Origin of the sequence: Nostoc sp., from assembly GCF_036917815.1 — a bacterium.
Lineage (GTDB): Bacteria > Cyanobacteriota > Cyanobacteriia > Cyanobacteriales > Nostocaceae > Nostoc.
Genome location: NZ_JBALEK010000006.1, coordinates 1 through 23,447, shown reverse-complemented (window position 1 = coordinate 23,447; position 23,447 = coordinate 1). Strand labels below are relative to the sequence as shown.

Below are 23,447 nucleotides of genomic sequence, written 5' to 3'. Positions count from 1 at the left end.
ACAATACCCATATATAAATATAGGAGAATCTTTTTACTTTAAAAGTTATTTGGTAAATATTTTGCTAATAACTCTTGCCCCTGTTCACCTATCTCCTCTAACATCTCTTCAATTCTGTACATGGCGAGACGCGATGGCTTGGCGTGTCCATTTTCCCAACGATTAACCGTGGAATACGTAACACCTAAAGATGTTGCAAACTCTTCCTGTGTCAAGCCAGTGATCGTGCGAAGTTTAAGAATCAGCTTACCAACTTCTGGTTGTTGGATTACTACTAAAGGGTTTTTAAAAATCATGTAACTTAAAACACTATTTAATATAGCGAGTTATATATATTTTGTTACATGCTACTGCTGGTTAGGCTGAATTGTAACCCGGTAATATACTAGATATTTTTTGAAAGATTATCAACAAGTCTCTATGTAATTAACGCAATGACTATTGTGGTGTAATTTTTCGACGATTGTGTTGGAAAGATTTTTTCTATTTTCAACAAGCTTTAGTTACTGACAAACAGTGTCTTCTTCAGATATATTCGCCTTTAACTACTGTATTTCAGGTGAAAATAATTCTGGAAAATCCCGTTTAGCTCCTGATTGCACTGTCAGGATTTTAGTTGCTGGGTTGAATTGCATCCGGTTGAAGTGGAGCATATCAAGGGAGCGAATCATAGGACGTAATTTACCTGGACATAATAGACATACCCGGACATCTCCTAGTATGATGGGACAAGTAACAAACTTAGTCCATGACAGTAAACTATGTACCTCCAAGAGTCGCTGCTACCAGATTGGGAGTCAGCACCAAAACACTCGAAAGGTGGCTTCAAGACGGGAAAATCGAAGGCATCTTTACCCAAGGAGGGCAACGAAGATACAACCTCGATTCAGTTATCCCTGTTCGACGCGGCAATCCCGCAGATGAACGAGCCACACTTTTATATGCCAGAGTTTCAAGTCGCGGTCAGAAAAACGACCTTGAGCAACAGATTGAGTTTCTTCAGTCTTTGTACCCACAAGCAGAAATCATCACCGACATCGGAAGTGGACTCAACTTCAAACGAAAAGGTCTTCAAACCTTACTGGACAGAGTTCTCACAAACACTTGTAAACTTGTTGTCATTGCCCACAAAGATCGGCTTTGTCGCTTTGGGTTCGATCTTATCTCATGGCTCTGTGCTAGGCAGCAGACTGAGATATTGGTTCTCAACCAAACGAACCTCAGCCCAGAACGGGAGATGGTCGAAGATATCCTTGCCATTATCCACGTCTTCAGTTGCCGATTGTACGGACTTAGAAAGTACAAAAAACAAGTCACTGAAGACAGCGAGTTACCGAGTATATCCAGTAAAGGAACTTGAATTTATTTGGAAGAAATGGGTAAGTGCTGTTCGCAAGGTTTACAACATTTCCATCGCCTATCTCAACGAAAATCAAGGTTTTAGTAAGGTCGGCAAGAAAGGTGGAAAGATGGGATTTAGAACCATGCTTAAAGGCTCTGGTTTAATACCCCAATGGTGTTTGGATTTAAACGTTTCCAAAATACTAGATAACGCTTCAATGGAAGCATATAAAGCATGGTCGGAAACGGCTAGGAATCCTCAAATGAGCGGTATTGGGAAAGACAAAAAACCACATCCTCAAGCCGGGTTAAAAATTGCTAAGTTCCGCAGTATCCGTGACCAAAAATTAACCATTCAGTTTGACCCGTCAGCCTATAAAAATGGTAGATGGATGGTATCAACTACTAAACATCTACCACAACCTGAATTTAGAGGACAAGACTTTTGTATTCTAACTGACGGGTCTTCAGAACTGACCTATAACGCATGTCGCTGGTTCGCTCACTTCCCCGTAGAATTGGAGCAAACGGTAATTGTGACAAACAAAGTAATCGCACTTGACCCCGGTGTGAGAACTTTTATGACTGGTTTTGATGGTAGCGATTTCTTGGAATTTGGTAACGGAGATTTCAATAAAATAGCTAAACTTTGCTCACATCTTGATCAGCTAAAATCAAGACATGACCTGAGCGTTGGACATAAGTTTAAGCGTCTTAGGTACAAGTTAAGGCAAAGCATGGAAGAGCTACGAACTAGAATTAAGAACCTCCGTTCTGAGTGCCATAAACAAGTCGGGTCATATCTAGCTAAAAACTACGATGTGATTGTACTTCCCACCTTTGAAACTTCCCAGATGGTGAGGCGGCGCGGTCTTGGGGGTTTCCCCCATCAGCGACCGCCGAACCCCTTTGGGGTTGTTAAAAAGAAACGGAAGTTAAAAAATCAGACGGCGAGAGCAATGATGACTTGGGCGTTCTATCAGTTCTCTCAAACCCTTGAACATTTGTGTAACCGCTACGGTTCCAAATTGGTGAGGATAACTGAAGAATATACATCAAAGACCTGTACTAAATGCGGTCACGTTCATAGAAAACTTGGTAGTTCTAAGAACTTTGTTTGCCCTAGTTGTGGTTATGAAATACCACGAGATTTTAATGGAGCCGTGGGGATTTTCCTCAAGGCAATGTGGGATACCACCTTCACTGAGTCAGTCGGTGATGTTGTACTGGATGTTCACGATATCTCAAATGTCGCAGAATGTCTTGGTTAAAAGTATCAGATGCCGTTAACATACACGCTACTTTCTTTCCTTGACTTAAGGCATCTCTAAGTACAGACTGTAGTATCACCTCAGCAACTCCAGGCTGACTCTTAACCTGTTTAATTGTCACTTTTGTCTGGTTCAGGTTACTGGCATCATCAACAGTGCCGGTAGGCAGGGGTTGACGGTCATCGCCATCGCTCCATGCTGTTAAAGTCAGGTGAGTAACAGGTCTGACGATGACTGTCAGGGCAATTGTGGTAGTTGCCATAAGGACAAACAGGATAATCTTCAGCCTGTTTTTTAAGAATTTACTGCGGTAGGAACGCTGCATAACCTGGATTGAGGGGGCAAAATAGAAAACATGACGATTGAATCCGATTCCTCTAATCTACCAACCCCAGAACCAATCCCCGAAAACGACTTGCAGCCAGATGACTTTGACGGTAGTGCAACTGAGAAGAACCTCAGTTCACAAGCACTAGCGACACAACAAGCCCTAGCAGCGATGTCTAACGACAAGCCGCTAAACGTCTACGCATCTCTAAAATCTCCGCAATATACAACTGCTCTCCAACAAGCCCGTTCTGATCTCAACCAACCTACTACCAAGCAATTCACTGTTAAGCCAAGGGCATTGCTAATTACTTTAATAGCGATCGCCATCACCTTCATTGGAATTATCCTCAATAACTGGATCGTCGGCATTATTGGAACGCTGATGACTTTGGTGTTATCCCTAGCGATATTATTACCTTGGTTTCAAGAAGTTTTAGACGAGTGGTTTTCACCCCAAGAACGTACCCTGTTTGTGGCCTTTTTGGGACTACTAGTAGCCATCATCGGCTTGATCAGATTCACAGGTGTAGGCGATCGCTTACTTGTTTTAGGACACCAGATTGACTGGGATATTGCTGGAACCCTAGCAGATTGGTTTGGCGCGTTGGGGCAAATTCTGATCGCCATCATTGCCGTTTATGTAGCGTGGCGACAATATGTAATTTCCAAAGACTTGACAATTCAGCAAAACCTGCTAACAGTTCAGCAAAATATTATCACCCAGCAACAGACCATTGATTCCTATTTCCAGGGTGTTTCCGACTTGGTATTAGATGAGGAAGGATTATTAGAAGATTGGCCCCAAGAAAGAGCGATCGCGGAAGGACGCACGGCGGCAATTTTGAGTAGTGTCGATGGTAGTGGGAAAGCGAAAATTCTCCGCTTTTTGTCACGTTCCAAGTTGCTTTCACCCCTACAACGCGATCGCCTATTAGGTCGTCCCATTCTCGACGGTACTGGCGGATATGCAGAAGACCGCCTGGAAGGTGTGCGTGTCATCGACTTAGGCGTAATGTTAGCCGCAGCAGACCTTTCTAATACCGATTTGCGTTGGACTGATCTGAGTGAAGCTAATCTTGTCCGGGCTAATCTAGCCGGTTGTGACTTAGTAAAAGCCAACCTCTCCCGGACAATTTTATACAATACTAATCTCAGTGGTGCTGACATCAACGGAATTCGTCTATTCTACGGTGTCGTGGACAAAGCATCACCCCGCAGTCGCACCGAACCACCAGATTATGAAACCGGCGAACACACTGGCACGGTGGTGGAAAATGCCGATTTTACGAATGTGCAACGGATGTCTGAGTCTGCGCGTTGCTACTGTTGCACTTGGGGTGGCGAAAAAACTAGAGGTACTATTCCTGGTGGTTGCGAAGGTATTCCCAATAATTTGGGAAGATGATTATACCAATTTTGGATTTGAGATTACCTTTAACTAATCTGACTTTTCACGGTATTTGGAAAACCTCTCTCTAAATCTCTCTCCTCTTAGGAGAGAGACTTTGAATTTTCCCCCTTCCCGCGACGAGTTGGGGGTTAGGGGGTTAGGTGTTTAGTGGCTTTTCCACATAACGTGAAAAGTCAGTGTACTTCTGTTTACTTTTTGTATAAATCAAAAATAAGAACCCCACTCATAAGAATTTGCTTTTATAGCGGTTCTCGAATAGAAGCAATACACTTTGATATCACTTCCATTCCTCTCTCCTAAAAGGCTACAGTAGTCTTGTCACACTTTCATTCAGCAACGCTGAGAAAATAAGATGAATAACGAGTGGCAAGAGATAACACAACCACACACATTGGAGCAGGTCTTTGCTATTAACTCTGAATATTTGAGAAGCACTGGATTTATAGCGGTTCTTGCTTGGATGCAACACAGTTTGACCTCACTTCCATTCCTCTCTCCTTAAAGGAGAGAGGCTTTAAATCTTACCCCCCAACGCTAATAGGGAAGGGGTTGGGGGTTAGGTCTGTATTGCACTAAGCGTGAGAAGCGCTATATCGATAATTGTTGACATCAAAATAGTGCCAAGAGTCATTTTATATCGTTTTTGCACTTTTCCAATATAACCGCCACTAACCAATTATTAAGCAGTTCACATACTTCTCTCCAGAGAGTGCCAGATGTGCCCAATCGCTAACTATAGCGACCCGCGACAAATATCTGTTGCGCGGTCAAATTCACATCTGGAAATGTTTGGGAAATCAGGCGTTCTGTTCCCCTAAACTGTTGTTCTTGATAAGTTCCATCGACTAACTGATAAATTGTAATCACCGGTTGTTTGGATGAGCCAATGTAGCGTTTGCCTCCTAGGCCAAGATAATCTGCGATCCAATATTCTGCAATACCTAAAGCTTCGTAGTCTTCCACCTTTCGGGCATAGTCATTCTGCCAATTCGTACTGACGACCTCTACGACCAATTTCACAGAATTGCCTAGTGTAATCACTGGCTCAGTTTTCCATAATGGCTCATTCGCCAAAGCCGTCTGATCAAGAATCACAACATCGGGTCTAAAAGCTGAATTTTGACCTAATGGTTTAATCAGGCATTTCATGGGAATAAACCAAGGCAAGTTCAGCAGATCAATTGCTACGTTGAGCTTACGATTAATTAACCCAGCTACCTGTTCGTGAAGTCCAGTCGGTTCCAAGTCGATTAGTTCTCCGTCGATTAACTCGTAGCGGACATCATCTAGATAGCCAGCAACGAATGCCTCAGAGCTAAAATTACCTATATTAATAGTGGCTGAAACCATAGATATTTGTCTTTCCAGGTTCAGAACTGCTCTTAATTATTCTAACTACTTATATCTTGCACGAGGCGATTAGAAATAGCAGCTACACGAGACAAAACCCACACTTCGACAAGCTCAGTGACCGCCTCCGTGGGTTAAAAACCTTTGATTTTATCTTAGTCCACGGAGGTGGACTTCGTTTGTATAGCCGCGATTTCTAATCGCCAGGACTAGGTGCAATATTTAAGAAGTAAAAAGTAAAAAGTAAAAAGATAATCCCCATAAATAAATTGAGCGGATTTAATAATGACACCTTATTTCTCTCTACGAGACGCAATCATGCGAACGCGCTGCGCCACGACGCTCGATGACTCGCTAACGCTACGCTATCGAAATAAATGTTTTTATTTCATTCCATACATAAATTTAGTTGCTCTCAAACCATTTTTCTTTTTCTTTATGAGTGCCTTTTTACTTTTTACTTTTGCCTTGTTCGGTGAGACTAGCTTTAATTAGGCAAAAGTCAATTGACTAATACGCTTCAAAATTTGGAGTACATTATATAACTCATTGCCACGGTTACGGACATCAAAAATATCCGAAGTGGCATAGCGAGGAGGATAACCTTTGAGCAGTTTAATGAACATAAAACTTCCACCAGAAGTAATCATGCCAAATACTACATCTTCTGACTGGGGAGCAGCCAGCATATATGCCAGAATTTGGTCAAGTCCTGCTTCTACCGAATAAGCAACCTGTTTAGACTCAATAACTGTTACCCAGAATTTTTGATTTAGAAGTAAGAAGTCAATTCGTCCTTTGATGATAGTTTGCTTGTCTTGTGTTTCAATCTCGATAGATTTCTCTAATTTGAGGTGAAAGGGAGGTAGGTAAAACTTGCCAATGAATAGCAGTGGTGATAAAACAATCGTGTTAACTGTATTTTCTAATAAAGGCGGATAGTTTCGTAAATTTATGTAACCTGCCTTTATTTGATCCAATAGCTGCTTTTCTAAGCTTGTCAGTTCTGGTAGGTCATCTTGCCACTCTCGAAAGAATTCTTCCGAATCAACTAACTCTAATCCATAGAGCAATATTAGTTGCTCAAGTGTGACGTTTTCCGCAGCAAGAGTTTGAACCATTATGTTAATCAAGTAGTAAAAAAATCTACCAGCTTAGTAAATCTCACCTTCAGGTAGGGTGAGAATTTCAACGCCATCCTCAGTTACAGCTAAGGTATGCTCACATTGAGCAGAAAGTTTGCGATCGCGCGTGACAGCAGTCCATTTATCCCCCAGAACCTCGACTTCGTAAGTACCCTCATTAATCATTGGCTCAATAGTAAAAACCATCCCCGGTCTGAGGCGCTTGCCCTTACCGCGAGTGCCATAATGGGGCACATCCGGCGCAGTATGGAAAATGTTACTGATGCCGTGTCCAACGAAATCTCGCACCACAGAAAAGCCTTGTGCTTCAGCATACTCTTGAATGGCTGCCCCAATGTCGCCAATACGTCCCCCAGGTTTAACTTCACCAATACCCAGGCGCAAACACTCCTCTGTCACTTCTACCAGCTTTCTCGTTTTTGGGGAAGGAGTACCGACAAAGAATGTCTTGGATGTATCGCCGTGATAACCCTCAACAATCGGCGTTACATCGATATTAATGATGTCACCTTCCTTGAGTATTTGCTTGGCGTTGGGAATGCCGTGACAAATTACCTCATTTACACTGGTGCAAATCGATTTAGGATAACCCTTATAACCAAGAGGTGCGCTTTTTGCTCCATGCGCTTGTGTCCAACGTTCGGCTTCATCATTTAGTTCAAGAGTGCTAACCCCTGGCTTCACGAAGGGTTCGAGATGCTGGAGAAGTTTAGCAGCTAAACGTCCAGCTTGGCGCATTTTGTCTAATTCTCGTTGGGATAAAATAACAATTAGTTCAGTTTTCATTAACTTTTATCTAAGTATCTTTCATAAACATAGTTAACCCTGTCTCTGCGGCTCTTTGTGCAGCATCAGCAACCTTTAGGCTATATAAGCTCTCCTCTGGGGTAACGTACAAAGGAGTGCCATCAAAAAGATGCTCTAACACCATACTCGTATCTTTGGCAAACAAACCCCGGCGAGGGCCAACCTCTATAGGTGTTGTTTCCCCCGGCTGAATGAAAATTCCGGTGTCACCATCAAAAATTAAACCACCTTTTTCACCGTGAACTTCAAACTTGCGTTCTGATTGCCAAAGAGTTTCACCTTTGCCATAGACTACTTGGGCTAAAAGTCCACTGGTAAAGCACACTTGACTAGTGCAGAAACAGGTTTGGTAATATTCCGGTTCTATTTCCCAATATCGCTGGTGACAGTTAACTGTAAATACTTTACCAAATAAATCTGTGAGACGATGTAGGCGAGACAACGCCCCCATTAAGGGAAAACCGAACAACTCGTGGTTATAAGTCCATTTGCGGGGTGGAGGATTCAGGGAATTGATGGTGCTGTAGCGAACATAAAAAACTTCACCAATTTTGGCTAAGTTTTGCTTCAAGGCTTGATGCAAACCACCCAAAAGTTCCAGGTGTTCAACGTGCAGAAGTTTTTGTTGTGCTTTGGCTAAGGCAATTAGTTCCTCAGCTTCGATTACATCCAATGAAAGAGGATACTCTACAATCACATGTTTGCCGTTGGTAAGTGCTGCACGAGCGATCGCCCCATGATCTCGATTAATAGTGGAGATCACCACTAGGTCTATATCTTCACGCTTTACTAGCTCTTGCCAAGAACTCAACGCTTCAATCTGGTACTCTCTAGCAAAGGTTTCTGTTTTTTCTCTTGTGTGACCAACAACTGCGACTAAATGCGATCGCTCATCATGGAGCAATGCCTCAGCCCGAAACTTTGCTGCATACCCAGTACCTACCAAACCTACACGCACTCTTGCTTTTTCCAAAGCTGCTTCTGAATTATACATGATTCTCACTAATTCTGTTTTTGATCCTCCCACGCTTTTAGTGGTGAGATTCTCTCTTCATTTCACCAGTCTAGACTCTACAACATTCGTCCTACCGCCTCAAGGACGTATGAGACTTTATTTGAAGCTAGGCAAAAGTACTTATGCTCAAAAGCGGAGTTGAGGGGATCTTCCGTGGCGAAATATCACTAACCCAAGGGTATTGCTCTACAAGAGACTGCGCGATCGCTATGCTCATTGTCTAATCAGATTTTTGAATCACCTGATTTTTTCCTAATCAGCGCCTTTTAGGGGATGAAACAGACCTACTTTTTAAGGTATTTGGGGGATCTCTTCTGCGTAAGTCCTACAAAATATAGGTGGCATTAATCTCACTGATGTTTTCTTCTCCATAATATAATTTTTTCTAATTACAACCTCACTAGGGAAGGAAATAATATAAATAAAACTTATCAGGATTAAGCAACTAAATTTCATTACTAATCGGGTTCAATTTCCAGTTACATCGTTTAATTTTTCTCGTAGTATCAGAATTGAAGCAAATTTAAACCAACGGCTAATCCCACAGAACAGCCGCACCCTTTGCCTTAAGATAACTTATACTGCCGTTTGCAAAAGAGAGGATTATTCAATGCCAACTTATAAAGTGACATTAATCAACCAAGAAGAAGGACTGAACAAAACTATTGATGTTGCTGATGATGTTTATATTCTAGATGCTGCTGAAGATGAGGGACTTGACCTGCCCTACTCTTGCCGCGCTGGTGCTTGCTCAACTTGTGCTGGTAAAATCACCAGTGGTACTGTCGATCAGAGTGACCAGTCATTCTTAGATGATGAACAAATAGAAAAGGGATATGTGCTGACTTGTGTCGCTTACCCAACCTCTGACGTAACAATCGAAACTCACAAAGAAGAAGATCTTTACTAAGTAGTCATAGACCTTATGGAAGTTAGTCAAAGTTCGGCAATTTCAGTAAGTTTTTCCGATGTATTGTGTTTTTTACATCTGGTATACTCAAGTTAATGCCGAAAACCAAGGCTAAACCTTTCGTTGACCCTAGCTGCTTCTAGGGTCAACACTTTCCTAATGCCGTATATGCCTCTGAAAGCTACTTTAGCAAAAAGCTTAATTTTGTAATGGGCAGGAACACAATATCTACCGTGTTCCTGGTTAATTTTTTAAATATTGGCTAGTTCACAGCTTAATCTCTTTGCTGAGAACTTGAATCTGAGTGCCAGGATAGTAAAATTGGAGAATTTTTGGACTTGACCAACCTAGTTTAGCTAAATTTTGAGCGCCAGTTTGACTCAAGCCCACTCCATGTCCTAATCCACCACCAATAAAAGCGTACCCCCAGAGTTGCCCTTGGCCTTTGTTCAGGGGTTCTATGTAAAAAAGCGTACTTGTGGGAGCAGCAAAAGCACTGCGAACTTCGTCTTTGTGCAGAATAAAGGTGCTGCGATCGGTTTTAACCGCAAGTTCCAGGATGCGTCCACTCTGACTTCGCTTCACTATTGCCATCGCCTGAATTGTCTTAAATTTGGCATCGGGACTGTTTTTCACTTGCAAAAATTTCTGCAAGTCCTTGATAATATCCTTTAAAGGGGTTTCCTTATGCCAACGAAACATATCCCACTTGCTTTCATTAAATCCTTGTTGTGTATTAATAAATTTTTGGAAGTTCTTTTCATCTGCTAAACTCTGCTTAGACAAGTCCCAAAAATTAGTCGGAGCATCCAGTACAGGGCGCAGGTAGGGACGATCGTCGCCATTCCAGACATCGCTGAAGGAAGCAGTAACGCCACCAGTGGTAGAAGAATAGAGAGCATCTACTAGTTCATTTTTATAAGTTAGCACTTTACCCCTGGTTGAGGCGATCGCTCGGTCTGTCTTGGCAGCCGCTCCATTCAGCCCATAATAAACTTGGCAGTGAGTATCAGCACACAACTGATAGTTATCTGCGGCAAACCTGCTTAAATTTCTCAAGGCATAAGTTCGGGCGAGAATCGCCTGGGCTTCCAGTGCTGCTGTTGGTGCATCAGTGCCTATTTCGTAAGGCACAACCCCACGTAAATAAGTTTCTAAGGGTACTTGGTTAACTAGAGTGTATGTGCCGTAAGCATTTGGTTGCAAATTGATTCGGCCAGCATAAAGACGAGTATTCTCTTGTTTGTCGCTTTTATTTACCCGAATCAAGTTTTTATCAGTGCTAATTTCTAAATCATTCGAGCTATAACTGTTACCATCCACCATCCAACTGACTCGCGGCACTTGTTTTAAAATTTTAGTATCAAGATATACTTCTTCTTGAGTAGAAGCTTGGATGTTCTGCAATAGCAAGCGTCGTAATAAAGGAGTGCTGTAAACATCTCGTTTTGCCCAAACCTGCCAGCGTTCTGGCTGGGCTATTTCCACTTCCATTCCCTGAGAACGCCATTTTTTGGCACTGTCTTCGGCATTTTCAAAAGTGCGGTATGTGCCTAAAACTACCACTTCTTCGACTTTTGATTGGGGTAAAGCTTGCATGACTGTTTCCAGCTTTACAGGGTTATTGGTAAACAGGATTTGCTGCTTGTTGCCCACTTGAAATTTTAGCTTTAAGCGATCGCCTTTTATGGGTTCCAGTTGCAGCTTGGCTGTGGGTTGTGATCCAAATCGCTGCACAATCCCAATTTTCAGTTCCATATCCTGGATGTTGCTCTCAGGCCCTGATGCAGCAGTCAGTCCCAATAGACAAAACGTTGTCAGCACAGTATGGGAAAAACGCCAAAACGAAAATTTCATGACTATCTGATAGCGTTCGCGCAGCGTCTCGTAGAGAAGTGGTAGCGAGTAATCGTTCCCATTGGCGGAGCCTCTTCCCTTAATGCGTCGTTGGAGCTGATTTTCCAATTGCTTTGTAGCGCGGTTTTTTTGTCCCATGAATGCTCCAATGATACCATTACCAAATTTTGCCCCAAACTAGTTGCAAAACAAAGTCATAATGACTATGATTTATTTAGAGACATAAAACAGAACTAGTTGGATAAACTCTTTATGGTTAGAGTCCAAGAAATTCCATTAAATCAGATAAAACGGCCATTGCCCCGTGCAACCGATCCAAATAAAGTGCAAACCTTAATGGAATCGATTGCGGAGATTGGGCAGCAAGAACCTATTGATGTCCTAGAAGTAGATGGACAATATTATGGCTTTTCTGGTTGCCATCGGTATGAAGCTTGCCAGCGTTTAGGCAAAGAAACCGTTTTAGCCAGAGTTCGTAAAGCACCCCGTAGCGTTTTGAAGATGCACTTGGCATAGAGAATGGGACATAGGGAATGGGGAATGGGGACTTAATTTTCTTTCCAATGCCCAATGCACAATTACATATAACCTAATTAGGAAAAAATTATGTCATCAAAAGTAACAGTCAAAAATGTAAATATCGGCATTGACGAGGCGAGTAGGGCTAAAATCGCCGAGGGTTTATCTCGTCTGTTGGCTGACACTTATACACTGTATCTGAAAACTCATAACTTCCATTGGAATGTAACAGGTCCGATGTTCCAAACGTTGCATTTGATGTTTGAGACCCAGTATACAGAATTAGCCTTAGCAGTTGATTTAATCGCGGAGAGAATTAGAGCGCTTGGCTATCCGGCACCAGGAACCTACAGCGAATATGCCAAACTGAGTTCGATTCCAGAAACTCCCGGAGTTCCTAAAGCTGTGGAGATGATTAGCTTACTAGTGGAAGGACAAGAAGCCGTAGTCAGAACTGCACGATCTATTTTTCCTGTGTTAGAGGAAGTTAACGATGAACCTACCGCCGATTTATTGACTCAACGGATGCAAGTACACGAAAAAACAGCTTGGATGTTGAGAAGTTTACTGGAAGAATAGGAATGGGGAATGGGGAATGGGGAATGGGGAATAGGGAATAGAGAAAAAACTTAATCACCAATCCAATGCCCAATGCCCACTTGCCCTGAGCGGAGCCGTACCACTTCGTGGAAGCAAGCTACGCGTAGCGTCTCGTAGAGAAGGGATGCCCCATACCCAATACCCACTTGCCCTGAGCGGAGCCGAAGCGATGCCCAATACCCAATACCCAATGCCCAATACCCAAAAGTTGCAAGATTTAATGGAACTTTTGGGTATTTCTAGTTTTAAAGCGCTGAGTCGCGCGGCTGGTGTCTCAGAGCGTCAACTTTTGCGGTTACGCCAAGGAAAGCTAGAGCAGATGCGGGTAGATGTGCTGCTCAAACTGTCGCCAGTGCTACAGATGTCATTGAGTGAATTAGTTGCAACCTTTTCAACTGTAGAGTTGTTACAAGAGAAAACAGCACCGACTCAGGAATTATTAGAAGAAATTGCCGATTTAAGAACAGAGTACCAGCGATCGCAACTTCAATTAGAACAGCAGCGAGAGATATTACTACAAGAATTCCAGCAGTCAACCTTGCAACTGCTGGAGTCTTTATTATTGCAATGGCCAACAGCAGCACAAAAAGCGCAGGAGAATCCACAGCTAGCAGCAATCAAAATAGTCCCGTTGGTGCAGAAACCCCTGGAAAAGCTTTTACAGGCGTGGGGAGTGGAAGCGATCGCACCCGTGGGAGCAGAATTACCTTATAATCCGCAACTGCACCAATTGATGGATGGAACTGCACAACCTGGGGAAAAAGTCAAGATTCGCTACACTGGCTACCTTCAAGGTGAGAAGCTGCTTTACAGAGCTAAAGTGAGTCCTGTTTGAGTGAGTGAGGAGTTAAAAATTCATAACTCTTTACTTTTTGTATTGTTTGTTAAAAAATGACAAATATTGGGAATACTACAAATAGCAGGGGCGATGGACTCAGAGAACTTCTGTTAGAGCGTTGGTGTAGGTTCTAGCTTGCTTGGCGCTGTTGAAAGCTAAATTTTTGGCTCTAGAGCGGTAGTCCAGAGGTAAATTACTTGAATAATGTCAGTAATTGAACATAAATAAACGTAGATCCTAGTTATTATCATAGGTACTCATTAATAAATAAATGATTATATATACTAATGATTCTGATATTAAACTCCGATAGTTGAGTAATTTTCATCGTATTTTTGGGGGCTGGGGACTGGGAAAATTTGGTGGGTGATGTAGACCTGCTACAAGTTAGAGAATAATTTATACCCACAAATCAGTCCTTAGGCAGTGGTATTCCTCTGCTAGACTCATTTTAGCTGTGCGATCGCTGCGACACGTTGAATTTTGAATTATTTCAATGACGGCTATGATTATAAGGTGTATTGGAGAATCTTAGTTTTGCAAACATATTTTGCAAATAATCTGAAAAGCAATAACTTCAATCAGTATATACCTATATCAATGAGATGTACCTTGTTTATTTACAATTGGTTTGTTAATAATAGTAAAACAATATTTATTAGAAGAATGTTTTTTTGTAAGCCAAAAAGTTACTATTAGGATATTGATAATTCATCTTTATGAGCGGAATAATGATCAATAATTGCTAAATATTCAATCTTGAATTTTAGTTTGCAAGCATTTTTAAATCCTATAGCATGGGTATATAATAGCGAAATCACAGCATCATTTACACAAATCAGTCTGACATAATTATGAGAGAACAAGTAAAAGTTATTAAGCTCAGTGGTAATTTAAATGCCACAACTTCACAAGAGTTTCGACAAAACATCACTGATATTTTAGAAATTGGTGCGAAAATTGTGTTAGTTGATTTTAAAGATGTAACGTTTATGGATAGTTCCGGTTTGGGAGCTTTAGTCTTAGCTTTTAAAACCTTACGTGCAGCAGATACTAAGCTTGTTATCTGCTCAATTAATGAGCAAGTCAGGATATTATTTGAACTGACTAATATGGATAAAGTATTTGAAATATTCCCCAGCCAAGACGCATTTAATCAGGTTTTAGTCTCCCAGACTTAATTCATCAAACTTAATTTGCAAAATAGATAAATCATCATCAAAAGCATCTTTGGAGTTCTGGGCAATTAAATAACTCAGTACTCGATCGAGTTGGCAATCAACAGGATGTTGTAGGCTAACTAGTAACTGAATAAAAGCATCTAAACTCCAAAGTGTGCCATCTGATTTAGTGATTTCATAAGCACCATCACTAAAGATGTAAAGGGTACTGAATTTTTCAATACTGCAAAACCCATCAACATATTTGGCCTCTGGAAACATCCCAACTGGCATACCGGGGGTTTTCAAAAGTTTAACTTCAGACTTCCTTGGAGATGTGCCGGTTACTAAAACTGCTGGTGGATGACCTGCACTAGCATAAATTAACTGTCGGTTGATTCGGTTGTAAACGCCGTACCAAATCGTAAAATATTTGTCATTTTGATAATTCATCTGGAAGGTATCATTCAAAGCCTTCAATACATCACTAGGTTGATAGTAATTCAGACCTTTGAGCGCACGGGAACGCAGCAGATTTAGCACTGAAACAGAGGGAAGAGTAGCTTTGAGTCCATGTCCGGCAGTATCGAGTAAGTAAATTGCCAGATAATCCTCATCGAGCCAATAGTAATCGAAACAGTCACCACCGAGTTGTCGGGAGGGAATGAATCGAAAATTTATATTGAAGGGTTCGGTCATGGAAAAAGGCAGGAGCGATCGCACATATTCTGCTGCTTCTGACATTTCTGATTCTAAAAGCAACTTTTGAGCCTGTAAATCTCTACTCAATTGATGTAGGCGTAATCCCGCTCTTACCCTTGCTTGTAATTCATTGTGTTCAATAGGTTTGGAGATAAAATCATCAGCACCAGCATCTAAACCTTTGACGCAATCGGCAACAGAATCTAAGGATGTTAATAAAATAAAGAATGTAGTAGAAAATTTGGGATCTTCCTTAATGCGGTGGCAAACTTCCAGTCCAGTCAAACCTGGCATGATCCAATCACAAATAATTAATGCTGGACGGTAAGCCAGCGCCTTTTCTATTCCTTCCTCGCCGCTACTGGCAGTAACTACCTCATAACCCTGTTTTTCCAACATCCTTTTCAGGAGTATTTTTATTGAATAGTCGTCATCAATTACTAGTATTTGAAACATATAAAGTTGTAGGAAAGACTCATTAATAATCTGCTGTCAAAATAGATCATAAAAATATGCTCTGAGCTAATTAGTTAGTAGTATCATCCAGAGATATAGCGATGTCTGATATTACGTTCGCTTGAATACTTACTAAACCCGAAGAACCCCACCCCGCCAAAGCTGTGCTTTGTCTCCCCTCCCCGCCGGCTCTTAGGGGCTGGGGGTGGGGTGCAATAACTGTGGGAATCATAACTAATTATCCAAGGGGTTCGGGTTAGGTCTCTATTAGACTCAACCCAGAAGCGCCATAACTCATTTCTATTTACCCATCGAATTGATGACTGTTTAATAAACAATAAAATATTATGGTGCTGCCAAAGGATTTAGCCACAAAAGGATGTTGCTTTTTAGTTGGTTCAAGTCGCGGTATGCTTCTTGTTTGAACCATTGCCCTAAAGCGTCAAAGGGGGTGAAAGATGTTCCAGTTTGCCATTTAATATCTTGACCTAGAGGTGTTGTATGATTTCCTGGTAACGTTTGTGCTGTCACCATCTGATCAAAACGTTCTTGTAAGATTTTGGTTAAAGCTGCCGATTGATCAATGGTGTCATTACTAAATTTTATTAATAAATTGCGCCGGATATTGTAACGCTCTTGGACAAGCTTGTTAGTTTCCAACGGTGACGGGGTAAACTCAATCGAAAAAGTAGAATTGAACTGTTCTACTAGGGGGATAGCTTCTTTAGCGGCGTAGTTGTTGAAGGATATTAAAATATTGCCTGCGCGTTCTACTTGAAAAAGGCTACCAATCAGCAAGTGAAGTTTACAGCCCATACTGTGTCCAACGCCGTAGATGGGGAAGTAAAGCTTGCGTAATGCCCCAGAATCATGTAAGCGTTCAAGGGTGCGGTCAAAGTTTAACAGCACGGATTTGGCGATCGCAGTATGATCGAGTGTATTGACGAAAGGCGTGGCAATTACAACATAACCTTTACTTGCCAGTTGTTCCAGGAACCAGCGATAAGTAATGTGTGGTGCAGTGGCGACAAATGCACCTCCTAAAAAATGAACGATACCTATGGGATTTCGGGGAATGATTACCCAGTTACCTCTAATTTCTTTCCAGTCCATGTGGATAAGCGATCGCTTGACGAATATTCTTTATGTTAGACCGGGGATCGCAACCGTGGGAAGGATTATCGGAAAAGCCATTGAGAATATCTACCGAGTAGGTTAGAAGCCAACCCAGCCAACACCGTCTATGGACTTATGAGGAACATCTACCCTTTCTCCAACTCTTACTTAGTGCTGAGTTCTGAGTAAATTTAGGGGTGCTTTCTAAATCCCCCATTACAAAACTTAATTACGAATTACTTTAACGCTGAGTTTGTAATCTTTTCATTTCGTGTTGTACATCTAATGCAATCTGTAATGCTTCATTGAGTAACCTTCCATGCTCAGTAGCCTGTTCAGTTACTTGCATGGCTGTTAAAGTGGCTAAATTGTTGACGAATAGTTCTGTATTACTCAGGATAAAGCTCTTATTCTCTCTCAAAATTTTTTCTGTCTTCAAAGCGCGAACTAAATCAGCTTTGGTGAGTTTAAGCGCTTCGATCACACCATCTCTTTCTTCTATAACTACTTCTGGATTACCAGCTTCTTCGATTTGGTCATTGATATCTATTACTCTAATAACAGTATTATATCTATTAACCTCATTTAACAGGATTCGTAGAGAACTTGTCATATTATTTTTGACAATTTTGCTTCTACTTTTCCAGATTAGATACAAGCTAGTTTGCGTAAACCCACCAACCCAAAGACCTAAAATTATTAACAATATCCAAGATGGGATTGTTATCCAAGTAGCAAAGATTTTAATAAGTATATCAAATAAAATATAGACAAAAACAAATGTAGAAAATCCAATGAAAACTACAGTTGCTCCTTCAGAGCTTTTAAGTTTTTGGATATATGTCTTTGCTAATCTCTTCAAAGGATTTGTAATGATTATAAGTTCCTCATTGACAGGTAAATTAGTCAGCTTTTGCAGTTCATCCTGACTAATTTCCAAGCCCTGTAAATCATCCCGCACAGCTTTTCAACCCTTGCCAGAATAGTTATTTAATCTAATATAGCAATCAAATTTCTGGAATGCTGGCATTTTGTCTAAACTTTTTCAGGCAAGTTAATACTTCTAGGCAATGTAAATCTTTTTTGTACAATATGATACTATTTTGCCAAGATAACTATTTATACTATAGCAATTCTGAAAGACTCGTGAGAAACAAGATAAGATCCCCGACTTATTAAAGAAGTCGGGGATCTGTCTGCGGTTTGCAATTCTCACATGCTATATATGATTGATTAAGTTATTGTTTGGATTGCATCCCATTAGTTATATTAGCTTCGGTTTTGAGAAGATTGTTTCTGTTTTGAAACGCCACGCTGAGGATTTAAAAATGGCGGGATGGGACAATCTAACGTCATAGCGATCGCTCTGAGTAAATCTGCTTCTGATGGAGTAACTTTGTTATCTAATAGTACCGTGTGGGCGCAAGCATCAACAATAGCCTGTTTGAGTTTGGGAGTGGCAAGGCGCAGACGCTCAATACTTTTCTTCAGTTCAGTGAAATTACAACTTAGTGGTGTTTCTGGTTTTTCTTGCTCTCCGGCTTTGGGAAGTCGAAAAACTCCACAACGAAAAGCATAGGCGATGTCTTCGGTGGATGCATCGGGTTGAGAGTATCCGAAGCGGGCAATTACGGACAGTACTAATAGACTATCTGGCCAAATCTCTTCGATGGAGGTGAATTCTACCGTTGTCACAGATGTGGGATTTATACTAGGTTGGAGACGATGCCACAGTATTAATTGCAACACAAAATGCCATAGCGATAAACTTCCGGTAGCTTTAACTAAACCGTGGACGCATTTGCACAGCCTTTGGCATTCTTTGGCAGAATTTTGGCGTAATATAGGTACTGCCAAATCCACAAGTGGCAAGCGAATTTTGGGATCTAACTGGCTAATTTCGCTACTAAATTCTAGGGTTTTTTCTACCAAATCAGCAGGCTGCACGTCGCGTAACCAAGCAATTTGACGTTCTTGGATTTGGAGATTTTCTGTATCTAAGGCTAGCGCCAAAGCGATCGCCATTGCACTTTGCTGTTCCCGCGCACCCAAACGCAGGGATTCTGGTAACTGCGATAACAGGGCTTGAGCATGGGCAAAATGCTCTGGTGTCACGCTGCCAACTTGGTTGATTACCTGTTCTGGCATGGCGCTGTCACCACCAGCAAAGCCCATTGTTAGGGATTCATGGGAGGGTGAACGTACTTGATTGCGAGATGGCATTGCTGCTAAATTTTGAGCGCTCAAACCCCCAACGCGGCGGATACGTTCTGCTAAGGGTGGGTGGGTAGAAAACATATTGTCCCAGAAAGAAGGGTTGAGGGCATTGCCAAAAAACATGTGGCTAGCGGCTTCTGCTCCGGGTGAAATCAAGCGAGAATCCATTTGTTGGAGTTTTTGGAAGACTCCCGTAAGTCCATTGGGGTTGCGAGTGAACTGTACAGCCGAAGCATCGGCGAGAAATTCCCGTTGGCGAGAGACTGCGGCTTTAATTAGACGTCCGCAAAATAATCCGATACCGCCAATTGCCATCAGTGCTAAACCAAAAGCCCACAGGGGCAAACCCTTGTTTTCGCGGAAAGTACCACGAATGCGCCACAGCAATTCCCCGGTTAAATAAATGAACAAAATCCCGTGGAGTAGTCCCACCAAACGCAAATTTAGCCGCATATCTCCATTAAGAATATGACTGAATTCGTGGCCGATGACTCCTTGCAGCTCATCCCGATTTAGATGTTGCAAAGTTCCACGGGTAACTCCAATTACAGCATCATTGGGCGTAAATCCGGCAGCAAAGGCATTAATGCTGATTTCTCTGTCAAGGAGATAAACTTGTGGGACGGAAATACCAGAAGCGATCGCCATTTCCTCGACTATATTTAATAGTTGTTGCCCTTGTTCATCGGCCGTTTCTGGTAGCAGGAGTCTTCCCCCTAACCCCTGAGCAATTACGCTCCCGCCCTCCCTAAGACAAGCAATTTTATACAGACTTCCCACCGCGATCGCAATTATTGTCATCCCAGCGACGTAGAAAAATAAGCCTGGATGCCACCAAATTCTAGGAGCCATGCGAAACAGAAATAAACTGGCAATATAAATCGCCATAATCATGACTGCGATCGACAGGGAAAATAACCCAATTAATTGTTGCGTATTTTGGCGTGCCCGATCCTGATGTTCAAAGAAATTCATAGACACCTAAAAAGACACGCGTGGGGCATTTTTTATTTCTGGAGCAGCTTCGGGGAGCAATTCTGCAACAGTAAAGTTAAAAGTATTTGCCACAAGGTTGCTGGGGAAGGATTCACTCTTGGTGTTGTAAAGTGTCACCGCATCATTAAAAGCCTGACGTGCAAAAGCAATCCGGTTTTCAGTGGAAGATAATTCTTCCATCACCTGACTCATGGCGCGATCGGCTTTCAATTCTGGATAAGATTCTGAAAGTACCATCAACCGACTTAACGCACCCGTCAGCGCCCCTTCAGCATTGCCCAACTGTTGCATCGCTTGAGGATCGCCGGGATTTTGCGCGGCACGACTGCTAGCATTAATTGCAGAATTCCGAGCCGCTATAACTGCTTCTAAGGTTTCACGCTCATGTTTCATGTACCCTTTGGCAGTTTCCACCAAGTTGGGAATTAAATCATAGCGGCGCTGTAATTGCACATCGATTTGAGAGTAAGCATTTTTGTAACGGTTGCGATACTTGACTAAATCGTTGTAGCCATTAATGATAATTAGAGCAACAATGGCAACTAAAGCAACAGAAAATATTAAAAGCCCCATATTTTTAGATTATTTCCATCAGGTACTTACTTTTTTGCAGATTTACCAATTACGGCAATCCTGATATCCAGCAAAACTTAAAAACTTATGTGGATATAAAGATGAGTCTACTTTCAGCAAGTTGGCTTCGTCGTCTGTAAAATTAGTTACGCAATTGCACGGAGCTACATAAGTTGTAAGATTTTTTAAGGATGTCGTAAAAGTGCCCACCCTCAACACCTAGTAGTGGAACTACACAGTTTAAGGTTTTTGGCGCTAACCCAAGCGTATTGGATTATAAGTTACCTGTGAATCTGAGTAAATAGGGAATAACCACTCATAGCAAAAATAAAAAGTATGGCGGCAGGAAAAATTACTACATCCCTGACAATAAATAAAATCCAATCTTTTCTTAGTTCTTGTTTAAACTTGAGTTCTCGCAGTTTTCGCTCAAGTTCTGCATCTTCTTTTGACTGTAAATTTTCAGGTGATAAAATTCGTGGATTGTCGCCTTTGCTGGCAATTATTTTTGATAAATCCGTTATGTCTGTCATGCTATTTAGATACCTGAAATTCATCATCCTAGTGTGTAGATATAAGCTTGTCTTAACCGCCGCACCATTTCTCGACGTATCTCATTTTGGACGCGGTTTCCACGCCGCCAGTGTTCTAATTGAATATTATCAACATAAAACCTCACAGAAAATTGCATAGAAGAGCCTTGGATATCAGTTAGCTGAACTTGTGGTTCTTTCCAGGCTGCATTGGACTCTTTAAAACTATCATGCAGCCATTCGACAAATTTTAAGGAGTAATCATCTAATCTAGTTTCATCTACTCCGGGATTTGAGATTTTCTGAAATAATTTATTCAGTTTAATTGTCATAAGTTCAATTTTATGCTCCCATTCATCTGGTAAAAGATGTTGGTCTTCAATTACTAAATCAGGATCTTTTAACCAAGTTTTATACCATTGGCGAATCAAGCTAATCAGAGTTGCTTTATCAGTCGGTTCTTCTTCTAGGTGCGATCGCAGGCGTTTTCCCTGACGTTCTGCGATCACTACTAGCCCGACAATGTTCAAGATTTCTAGATAGTTTTTCTGTATAATTTTCAACTCCTCTGAATTCAATCCACCCTTTTCTAGCTTCTTAATTTCTTTAATAAAATCTTCAAATGCTTGTTCAATTTTTTGCAGATAGCTGTTCACATCTTTTTCAATTAATAAACGTAGCCGTCCAGCTTCTTTTTTTGACAGTTTATCGCCCTGGGCTTCTCTCAATGCTGCAAAACTGTCCAAATGTTGAAGTTTTTCATCAAGCTCACCCAATGTATCTGGATGCCCGACAATAATTTGTTGCAAAATGTTTGTTGCTACCACTGCATCAGCATCAACTCTAACTGACACTTTAATTGTATAAGCATAGTGAGTTGTCGGACGACTGAGATTGACTATATTTTGACCTCCCAAAGTCGTGTTTGGTGTATACACCTCGCAATGCTCATTAATCAGGTATAGTTTTGTGACTCGAATGCCAATGTGTTTGATAATTGCAATTGAACCATCTGGCATGGAGATGACATCTCCAAATCTAAAGGGTGTATCAACTAACAAAACCAACCCACTGAAAAAATCACTTAAAATATCTTTTACTGCCAATCCTAACACTACAGTAATACTACCTATTGCTAGCCCTATTCCTGTTAAATCAACGCCAATGGTGCTGAAAAATAGAGATATTCCAATTAGGTAAGTGATGACTGGAATAAAATTTTGTAGGAGTGGAATTAATACGTCATCCCAAACAGCCTCAGTTTTCCGGGCGTAGTCTTTTAAGTAGTAGACTGCTGCTTCGGTAAATAACAAAGTTGTGCCGTAAGTGAAACCAAGAATTAGGCAAGCCGTCAGTCCTCGATCAATCAAATTAATAATTCCCCCTGATCCTAATTGAGTCAGAGAGAGTTTTAAACTGGCAAGGATAAAAATTGCGATCGCAGGGATTTGTAAGATCCCAAGGATGAACAGGGCTGTATCTTTTTCTGTGCGGCGAAGAAACGATCGCAGTAAATGGAACAGTAATATATAGAGGATGAAGACAACAACTATAGATGCGCCGAAGGTATACAAGAAAGAACTAATTTGTGCGCCTGTTGGGAAAGTCGGAGGTGGTGGTACGATGCTAGCTTTTAATGCAGATTCAGCCAAAATAATTAATATATTCATTTGTGAGCATAAAGCTGAAGTAATTTAATGGTTGTATAGCGTTTCTCTGCCCTTGTGAGGTACAGCAATGCAACCCCCAAACCGCAAGGGTTCAGGTGGCTCTGATGCACCTAATATGATTAGGAAACGCTATATTATATTGTCAAAATCTCTTGAGAGTATCATATAAAGAGATTACAATTATTTCATATAATCACGAATTGTCAAGGTAGTAAGATTTTGTGTTCTAAATTTGAGGCGATCGCGTTAACTTTTCGTGTGAATTATATTCTCTGTATAGTAGGTGAATGGGCGATACTCACCTGTTTTATTTGCAGGGGAGCATCTCTTAAGTCCAGGATTTGGGGTAGTTGAGCTAACCATTGTTTAAGAAACTGCACCACTATTGGAGACAAAGCATTGACATACCAGCGATAAATTTGTTGGGCTTCTAGTTGCAGTTGTCTACCACTGGCGAGGAGTTGACCTGACAGCGCCGAAATATTGAAGGGTTTTTCCGACTCCCCATCATGCAGATATGCAGAAAGTTCTGGATTTACAGCAATTTTCAGGTAAATAGACCACAGTGATTGAACCAACCGAGGGCATCATCTTCGGTAATGTAATTGACAGCAACCGCCATTGCTTGGT

The 23,447-nt window shown here is 41.4% G+C and carries 23 protein-coding genes and 1 pseudogene; 8 read left to right on the top strand and 16 right to left on the bottom strand.

Translation table 11 applies throughout. The features are described from left to right. Positions 1 to 38: 38 nt before the first annotated feature. Positions 39 to 296: a helix-turn-helix domain-containing protein gene (locus V7K97_RS01620; RefSeq protein ID WP_334798961.1), complete on the bottom strand. Its 258-nt coding sequence runs from the start codon at positions 294 to 296 to the stop codon at positions 39 to 41. A gap of 249 nt (positions 297 to 545) precedes the next feature. Continuing rightward, the gene (locus V7K97_RS01615; RefSeq protein ID WP_334798960.1) at positions 546 to 671 is read right to left on the bottom strand and encodes a hypothetical protein; all 126 of its coding nucleotides are present in this window, start codon (positions 669 to 671) and stop codon (positions 546 to 548) included. Between the two features lie 77 nt (positions 672 to 748). Here V7K97_RS01615 and V7K97_RS01610 point away from each other — a divergent pair, with 77 nt between their 5' ends. Both V7K97_RS01610 and V7K97_RS01605 read left to right on the top strand, forming a co-directional pair. Next, positions 749 to 1,360: an IS607 family transposase gene (locus V7K97_RS01610; RefSeq protein WP_334798959.1), complete on the top strand. Its 612-nt coding sequence runs from the start codon at positions 749 to 751 to the stop codon at positions 1,358 to 1,360. Further along, positions 1,317 to 2,612 (top strand): RNA-guided endonuclease InsQ/TnpB family protein, encoded by a 1,296-nt coding sequence (locus V7K97_RS01605; protein WP_334798977.1) that lies wholly within the window; start codon positions 1,317 to 1,319, stop codon positions 2,610 to 2,612. The genes V7K97_RS01610 and V7K97_RS01605 overlap by 44 nt, the downstream gene beginning before the upstream one ends. On the opposite strand, the gene V7K97_RS01600 is transcribed toward V7K97_RS01605, so the two are convergent. Then, positions 2,542 to 2,874 (bottom strand): hypothetical protein, encoded by a 333-nt coding sequence (locus V7K97_RS01600; RefSeq protein ID WP_334798958.1) that lies wholly within the window; start codon positions 2,872 to 2,874, stop codon positions 2,542 to 2,544. The two genes, V7K97_RS01605 and V7K97_RS01600, sit on opposite strands and share 71 nt — an antisense overlap. Before the next feature lie 93 nt (positions 2,875 to 2,967). Between V7K97_RS01600 and V7K97_RS01595 the strand changes: the two genes are divergently transcribed. Then, positions 2,968 to 4,347, top strand: coding sequence for a pentapeptide repeat-containing protein (locus tag V7K97_RS01595; protein WP_334798957.1), 1,380 nt, complete (start codon positions 2,968 to 2,970; stop codon positions 4,345 to 4,347). Between the two features lie 735 nt (positions 4,348 to 5,082). Here V7K97_RS01595 and V7K97_RS01590 read toward each other — a convergent pair. The 4 genes from V7K97_RS01590 to V7K97_RS01575 all read right to left on the bottom strand — a co-directional run bounded on the left by V7K97_RS01590 (position 5,083) and on the right by V7K97_RS01575 (position 8,649). Next, complete coding sequence (locus V7K97_RS01590) at positions 5,083 to 5,703, bottom strand: Uma2 family endonuclease (RefSeq protein WP_334798956.1); 621 nt, start codon at positions 5,701 to 5,703, stop codon at positions 5,083 to 5,085. Between the two features lie 491 nt (positions 5,704 to 6,194). Continuing rightward, the gene (locus V7K97_RS01585) at positions 6,195 to 6,824 is read right to left on the bottom strand and encodes a restriction endonuclease subunit R (protein ID WP_334798955.1); all 630 of its coding nucleotides are present in this window, start codon (positions 6,822 to 6,824) and stop codon (positions 6,195 to 6,197) included. 33 nt (positions 6,825 to 6,857) lie between these two features. Next, positions 6,858 to 7,634 (bottom strand): type I methionyl aminopeptidase, encoded by a 777-nt coding sequence (map, locus tag V7K97_RS01580; RefSeq protein WP_334798954.1) that lies wholly within the window; start codon positions 7,632 to 7,634, stop codon positions 6,858 to 6,860. Positions 7,635 to 7,644: 10 nt separating this feature from the next. Further along, positions 7,645 to 8,649: a Gfo/Idh/MocA family protein gene (locus V7K97_RS01575; RefSeq protein WP_334798953.1), complete on the bottom strand. Its 1,005-nt coding sequence runs from the start codon at positions 8,647 to 8,649 to the stop codon at positions 7,645 to 7,647. Between the two features lie 631 nt (positions 8,650 to 9,280). Between V7K97_RS01575 and V7K97_RS01570 the strand changes: the two genes are divergently transcribed. Then, entirely contained in the window at positions 9,281 to 9,580 is a 300-nt protein-coding gene (locus V7K97_RS01570; RefSeq protein WP_334798952.1) for a ferredoxin, read from the top strand. Positions 9,581 to 9,847: 267 nt separating this feature from the next. Here V7K97_RS01570 and V7K97_RS01565 read toward each other — a convergent pair whose 3' ends face one another. Beyond that, on the bottom strand, positions 9,848 to 11,437 hold the full coding sequence (locus V7K97_RS01565) for a SpoIID/LytB domain-containing protein (protein WP_442936900.1): 1,590 nt from the start codon (positions 11,435 to 11,437) through the stop codon (positions 9,848 to 9,850). Between the two features lie 252 nt (positions 11,438 to 11,689). On the opposite strand from V7K97_RS01565, the gene V7K97_RS01560 reads away from it, so the two are divergent. From V7K97_RS01560 to V7K97_RS01545, 4 genes are all read left to right on the top strand, one after another. Then, positions 11,690 to 11,953, top strand: a complete 264-nt coding sequence (locus V7K97_RS01560) for a sulfiredoxin (protein ID WP_334798950.1) — start codon at positions 11,690 to 11,692, stop codon at positions 11,951 to 11,953. A gap of 90 nt (positions 11,954 to 12,043) precedes the next feature. Further along, on the top strand, positions 12,044 to 12,535 hold the full coding sequence (locus V7K97_RS01555) for a Dps family protein (RefSeq protein WP_334798949.1): 492 nt from the start codon (positions 12,044 to 12,046) through the stop codon (positions 12,533 to 12,535). A 190-nt stretch (positions 12,536 to 12,725) separates the two neighbouring features. Further along, a complete protein-coding gene (gene grpE / locus V7K97_RS01550) occupies positions 12,726 to 13,391 on the top strand; it encodes a nucleotide exchange factor GrpE (protein WP_334798976.1) in 666 nt (221 codons plus the stop codon). A gap of 857 nt (positions 13,392 to 14,248) precedes the next feature. Beyond that, positions 14,249 to 14,575, top strand: coding sequence for an STAS domain-containing protein (locus tag V7K97_RS01545; protein WP_334798948.1), 327 nt, complete (start codon positions 14,249 to 14,251; stop codon positions 14,573 to 14,575). Here V7K97_RS01545 and V7K97_RS01540 read toward each other — a convergent pair. The 8 genes and pseudogenes from V7K97_RS01540 to V7K97_RS01505 form a co-directional block, all read right to left on the bottom strand. Next, positions 14,558 to 15,712, bottom strand: a complete 1,155-nt coding sequence (locus V7K97_RS01540) for a PP2C family protein-serine/threonine phosphatase (RefSeq protein ID WP_334798947.1) — start codon at positions 15,710 to 15,712, stop codon at positions 14,558 to 14,560. The two genes, V7K97_RS01545 and V7K97_RS01540, sit on opposite strands and share 18 nt — an antisense overlap. A gap of 345 nt (positions 15,713 to 16,057) precedes the next feature. Continuing rightward, on the bottom strand, positions 16,058 to 16,825 hold the full coding sequence (locus V7K97_RS01535) for a DUF1350 family protein (protein ID WP_334798946.1): 768 nt from the start codon (positions 16,823 to 16,825) through the stop codon (positions 16,058 to 16,060). 244 nt (positions 16,826 to 17,069) lie between these two features. Continuing rightward, positions 17,070 to 17,789 (bottom strand): hypothetical protein, encoded by a 720-nt coding sequence (locus tag V7K97_RS01530; RefSeq protein WP_334798945.1) that lies wholly within the window; start codon positions 17,787 to 17,789, stop codon positions 17,070 to 17,072. A 308-nt stretch (positions 17,790 to 18,097) separates the two neighbouring features. After that, positions 18,098 to 20,020: a M48 family metallopeptidase gene (locus V7K97_RS01525; protein WP_334798944.1), complete on the bottom strand. Its 1,923-nt coding sequence runs from the start codon at positions 20,018 to 20,020 to the stop codon at positions 18,098 to 18,100. Between the two features lie 6 nt (positions 20,021 to 20,026). Beyond that, positions 20,027 to 20,614, bottom strand: coding sequence for a LemA family protein (locus V7K97_RS01520; RefSeq protein WP_334798943.1), 588 nt, complete (start codon positions 20,612 to 20,614; stop codon positions 20,027 to 20,029). A 281-nt stretch (positions 20,615 to 20,895) separates the two neighbouring features. Then, positions 20,896 to 21,147 carry a hypothetical protein gene (locus V7K97_RS01515; RefSeq protein WP_334798942.1) on the bottom strand — a complete coding sequence of 84 codons (252 nt, stop codon included), beginning with the start codon at positions 21,145 to 21,147 and terminating at the stop codon, positions 20,896 to 20,898. A gap of 23 nt (positions 21,148 to 21,170) precedes the next feature. Next, positions 21,171 to 22,817: a mechanosensitive ion channel family protein gene (locus V7K97_RS01510; protein ID WP_334798941.1), complete on the bottom strand. Its 1,647-nt coding sequence runs from the start codon at positions 22,815 to 22,817 to the stop codon at positions 21,171 to 21,173. A gap of 278 nt (positions 22,818 to 23,095) precedes the next feature. Then, positions 23,096 to 23,356 (bottom strand): annotated as a pseudogene (locus V7K97_RS01505) (CRISPR-associated endoribonuclease Cas6); the annotation flags it as partial. Positions 23,357 to 23,447: the final 91 nt, after the last annotated feature.

Bases quoted from the DNA above. Each gene is read 5' to 3' on its own strand.
- V7K97_RS01620 (WP_334798961.1), bottom strand. From the start codon at position 296: ATGATTTTTAAAAACCCTTTAGTAGTAATCCAACAACCAGAAGTTGGT.
- V7K97_RS01615 (WP_334798960.1), bottom strand. From the start codon at position 671: ATGATTCGCTCCCTTGATATGCTCCACTTCAACCGGATGCAATTCAAC.
- V7K97_RS01610 (WP_334798959.1), top strand. From the start codon at position 749: ATGACAGTAAACTATGTACCTCCAAGAGTCGCTGCTACCAGATTGGGA.
- V7K97_RS01600 (WP_334798958.1), bottom strand. From the start codon at position 2,874: ATGGCAACTACCACAATTGCCCTGACAGTCATCGTCAGACCTGTTACT.
- V7K97_RS01595 (WP_334798957.1), top strand. From the start codon at position 2,968: ATGACGATTGAATCCGATTCCTCTAATCTACCAACCCCAGAACCAATC.
- V7K97_RS01590 (WP_334798956.1), bottom strand. From the start codon at position 5,703: ATGGTTTCAGCCACTATTAATATAGGTAATTTTAGCTCTGAGGCATTC.
- V7K97_RS01585 (WP_334798955.1), bottom strand. From the start codon at position 6,824: ATGGTTCAAACTCTTGCTGCGGAAAACGTCACACTTGAGCAACTAATA.
- map (WP_334798954.1), bottom strand. From the start codon at position 7,634: ATGAAAACTGAACTAATTGTTATTTTATCCCAACGAGAATTAGACAAA.
- V7K97_RS01575 (WP_334798953.1), bottom strand. From the start codon at position 8,649: ATGTATAATTCAGAAGCAGCTTTGGAAAAAGCAAGAGTGCGTGTAGGT.
- V7K97_RS01570 (WP_334798952.1), top strand. From the start codon at position 9,281: ATGCCAACTTATAAAGTGACATTAATCAACCAAGAAGAAGGACTGAAC.
- V7K97_RS01565 (WP_442936900.1), bottom strand. From the start codon at position 11,437: ATGAAATTTTCGTTTTGGCGTTTTTCCCATACTGTGCTGACAACGTTT.
- V7K97_RS01560 (WP_334798950.1), top strand. From the start codon at position 11,690: ATGGTTAGAGTCCAAGAAATTCCATTAAATCAGATAAAACGGCCATTG.
- V7K97_RS01555 (WP_334798949.1), top strand. From the start codon at position 12,044: ATGTCATCAAAAGTAACAGTCAAAAATGTAAATATCGGCATTGACGAG.
- grpE (WP_334798976.1), top strand. From the start codon at position 12,726: ATGCCCAATACCCAATACCCAATGCCCAATACCCAAAAGTTGCAAGAT.
- V7K97_RS01545 (WP_334798948.1), top strand. From the start codon at position 14,249: ATGAGAGAACAAGTAAAAGTTATTAAGCTCAGTGGTAATTTAAATGCC.
- V7K97_RS01540 (WP_334798947.1), bottom strand. From the start codon at position 15,712: ATGTTTCAAATACTAGTAATTGATGACGACTATTCAATAAAAATACTC.
- V7K97_RS01535 (WP_334798946.1), bottom strand. From the start codon at position 16,825: ATGGACTGGAAAGAAATTAGAGGTAACTGGGTAATCATTCCCCGAAAT.
- V7K97_RS01525 (WP_334798944.1), bottom strand. From the start codon at position 20,020: ATGAATTTCTTTGAACATCAGGATCGGGCACGCCAAAATACGCAACAA.
- V7K97_RS01520 (WP_334798943.1), bottom strand. From the start codon at position 20,614: ATGGGGCTTTTAATATTTTCTGTTGCTTTAGTTGCCATTGTTGCTCTA.
- V7K97_RS01515 (WP_334798942.1), bottom strand. From the start codon at position 21,147: ATGACAGACATAACGGATTTATCAAAAATAATTGCCAGCAAAGGCGAC.
- V7K97_RS01510 (WP_334798941.1), bottom strand. From the start codon at position 22,817: ATGAATATATTAATTATTTTGGCTGAATCTGCATTAAAAGCTAGCATC.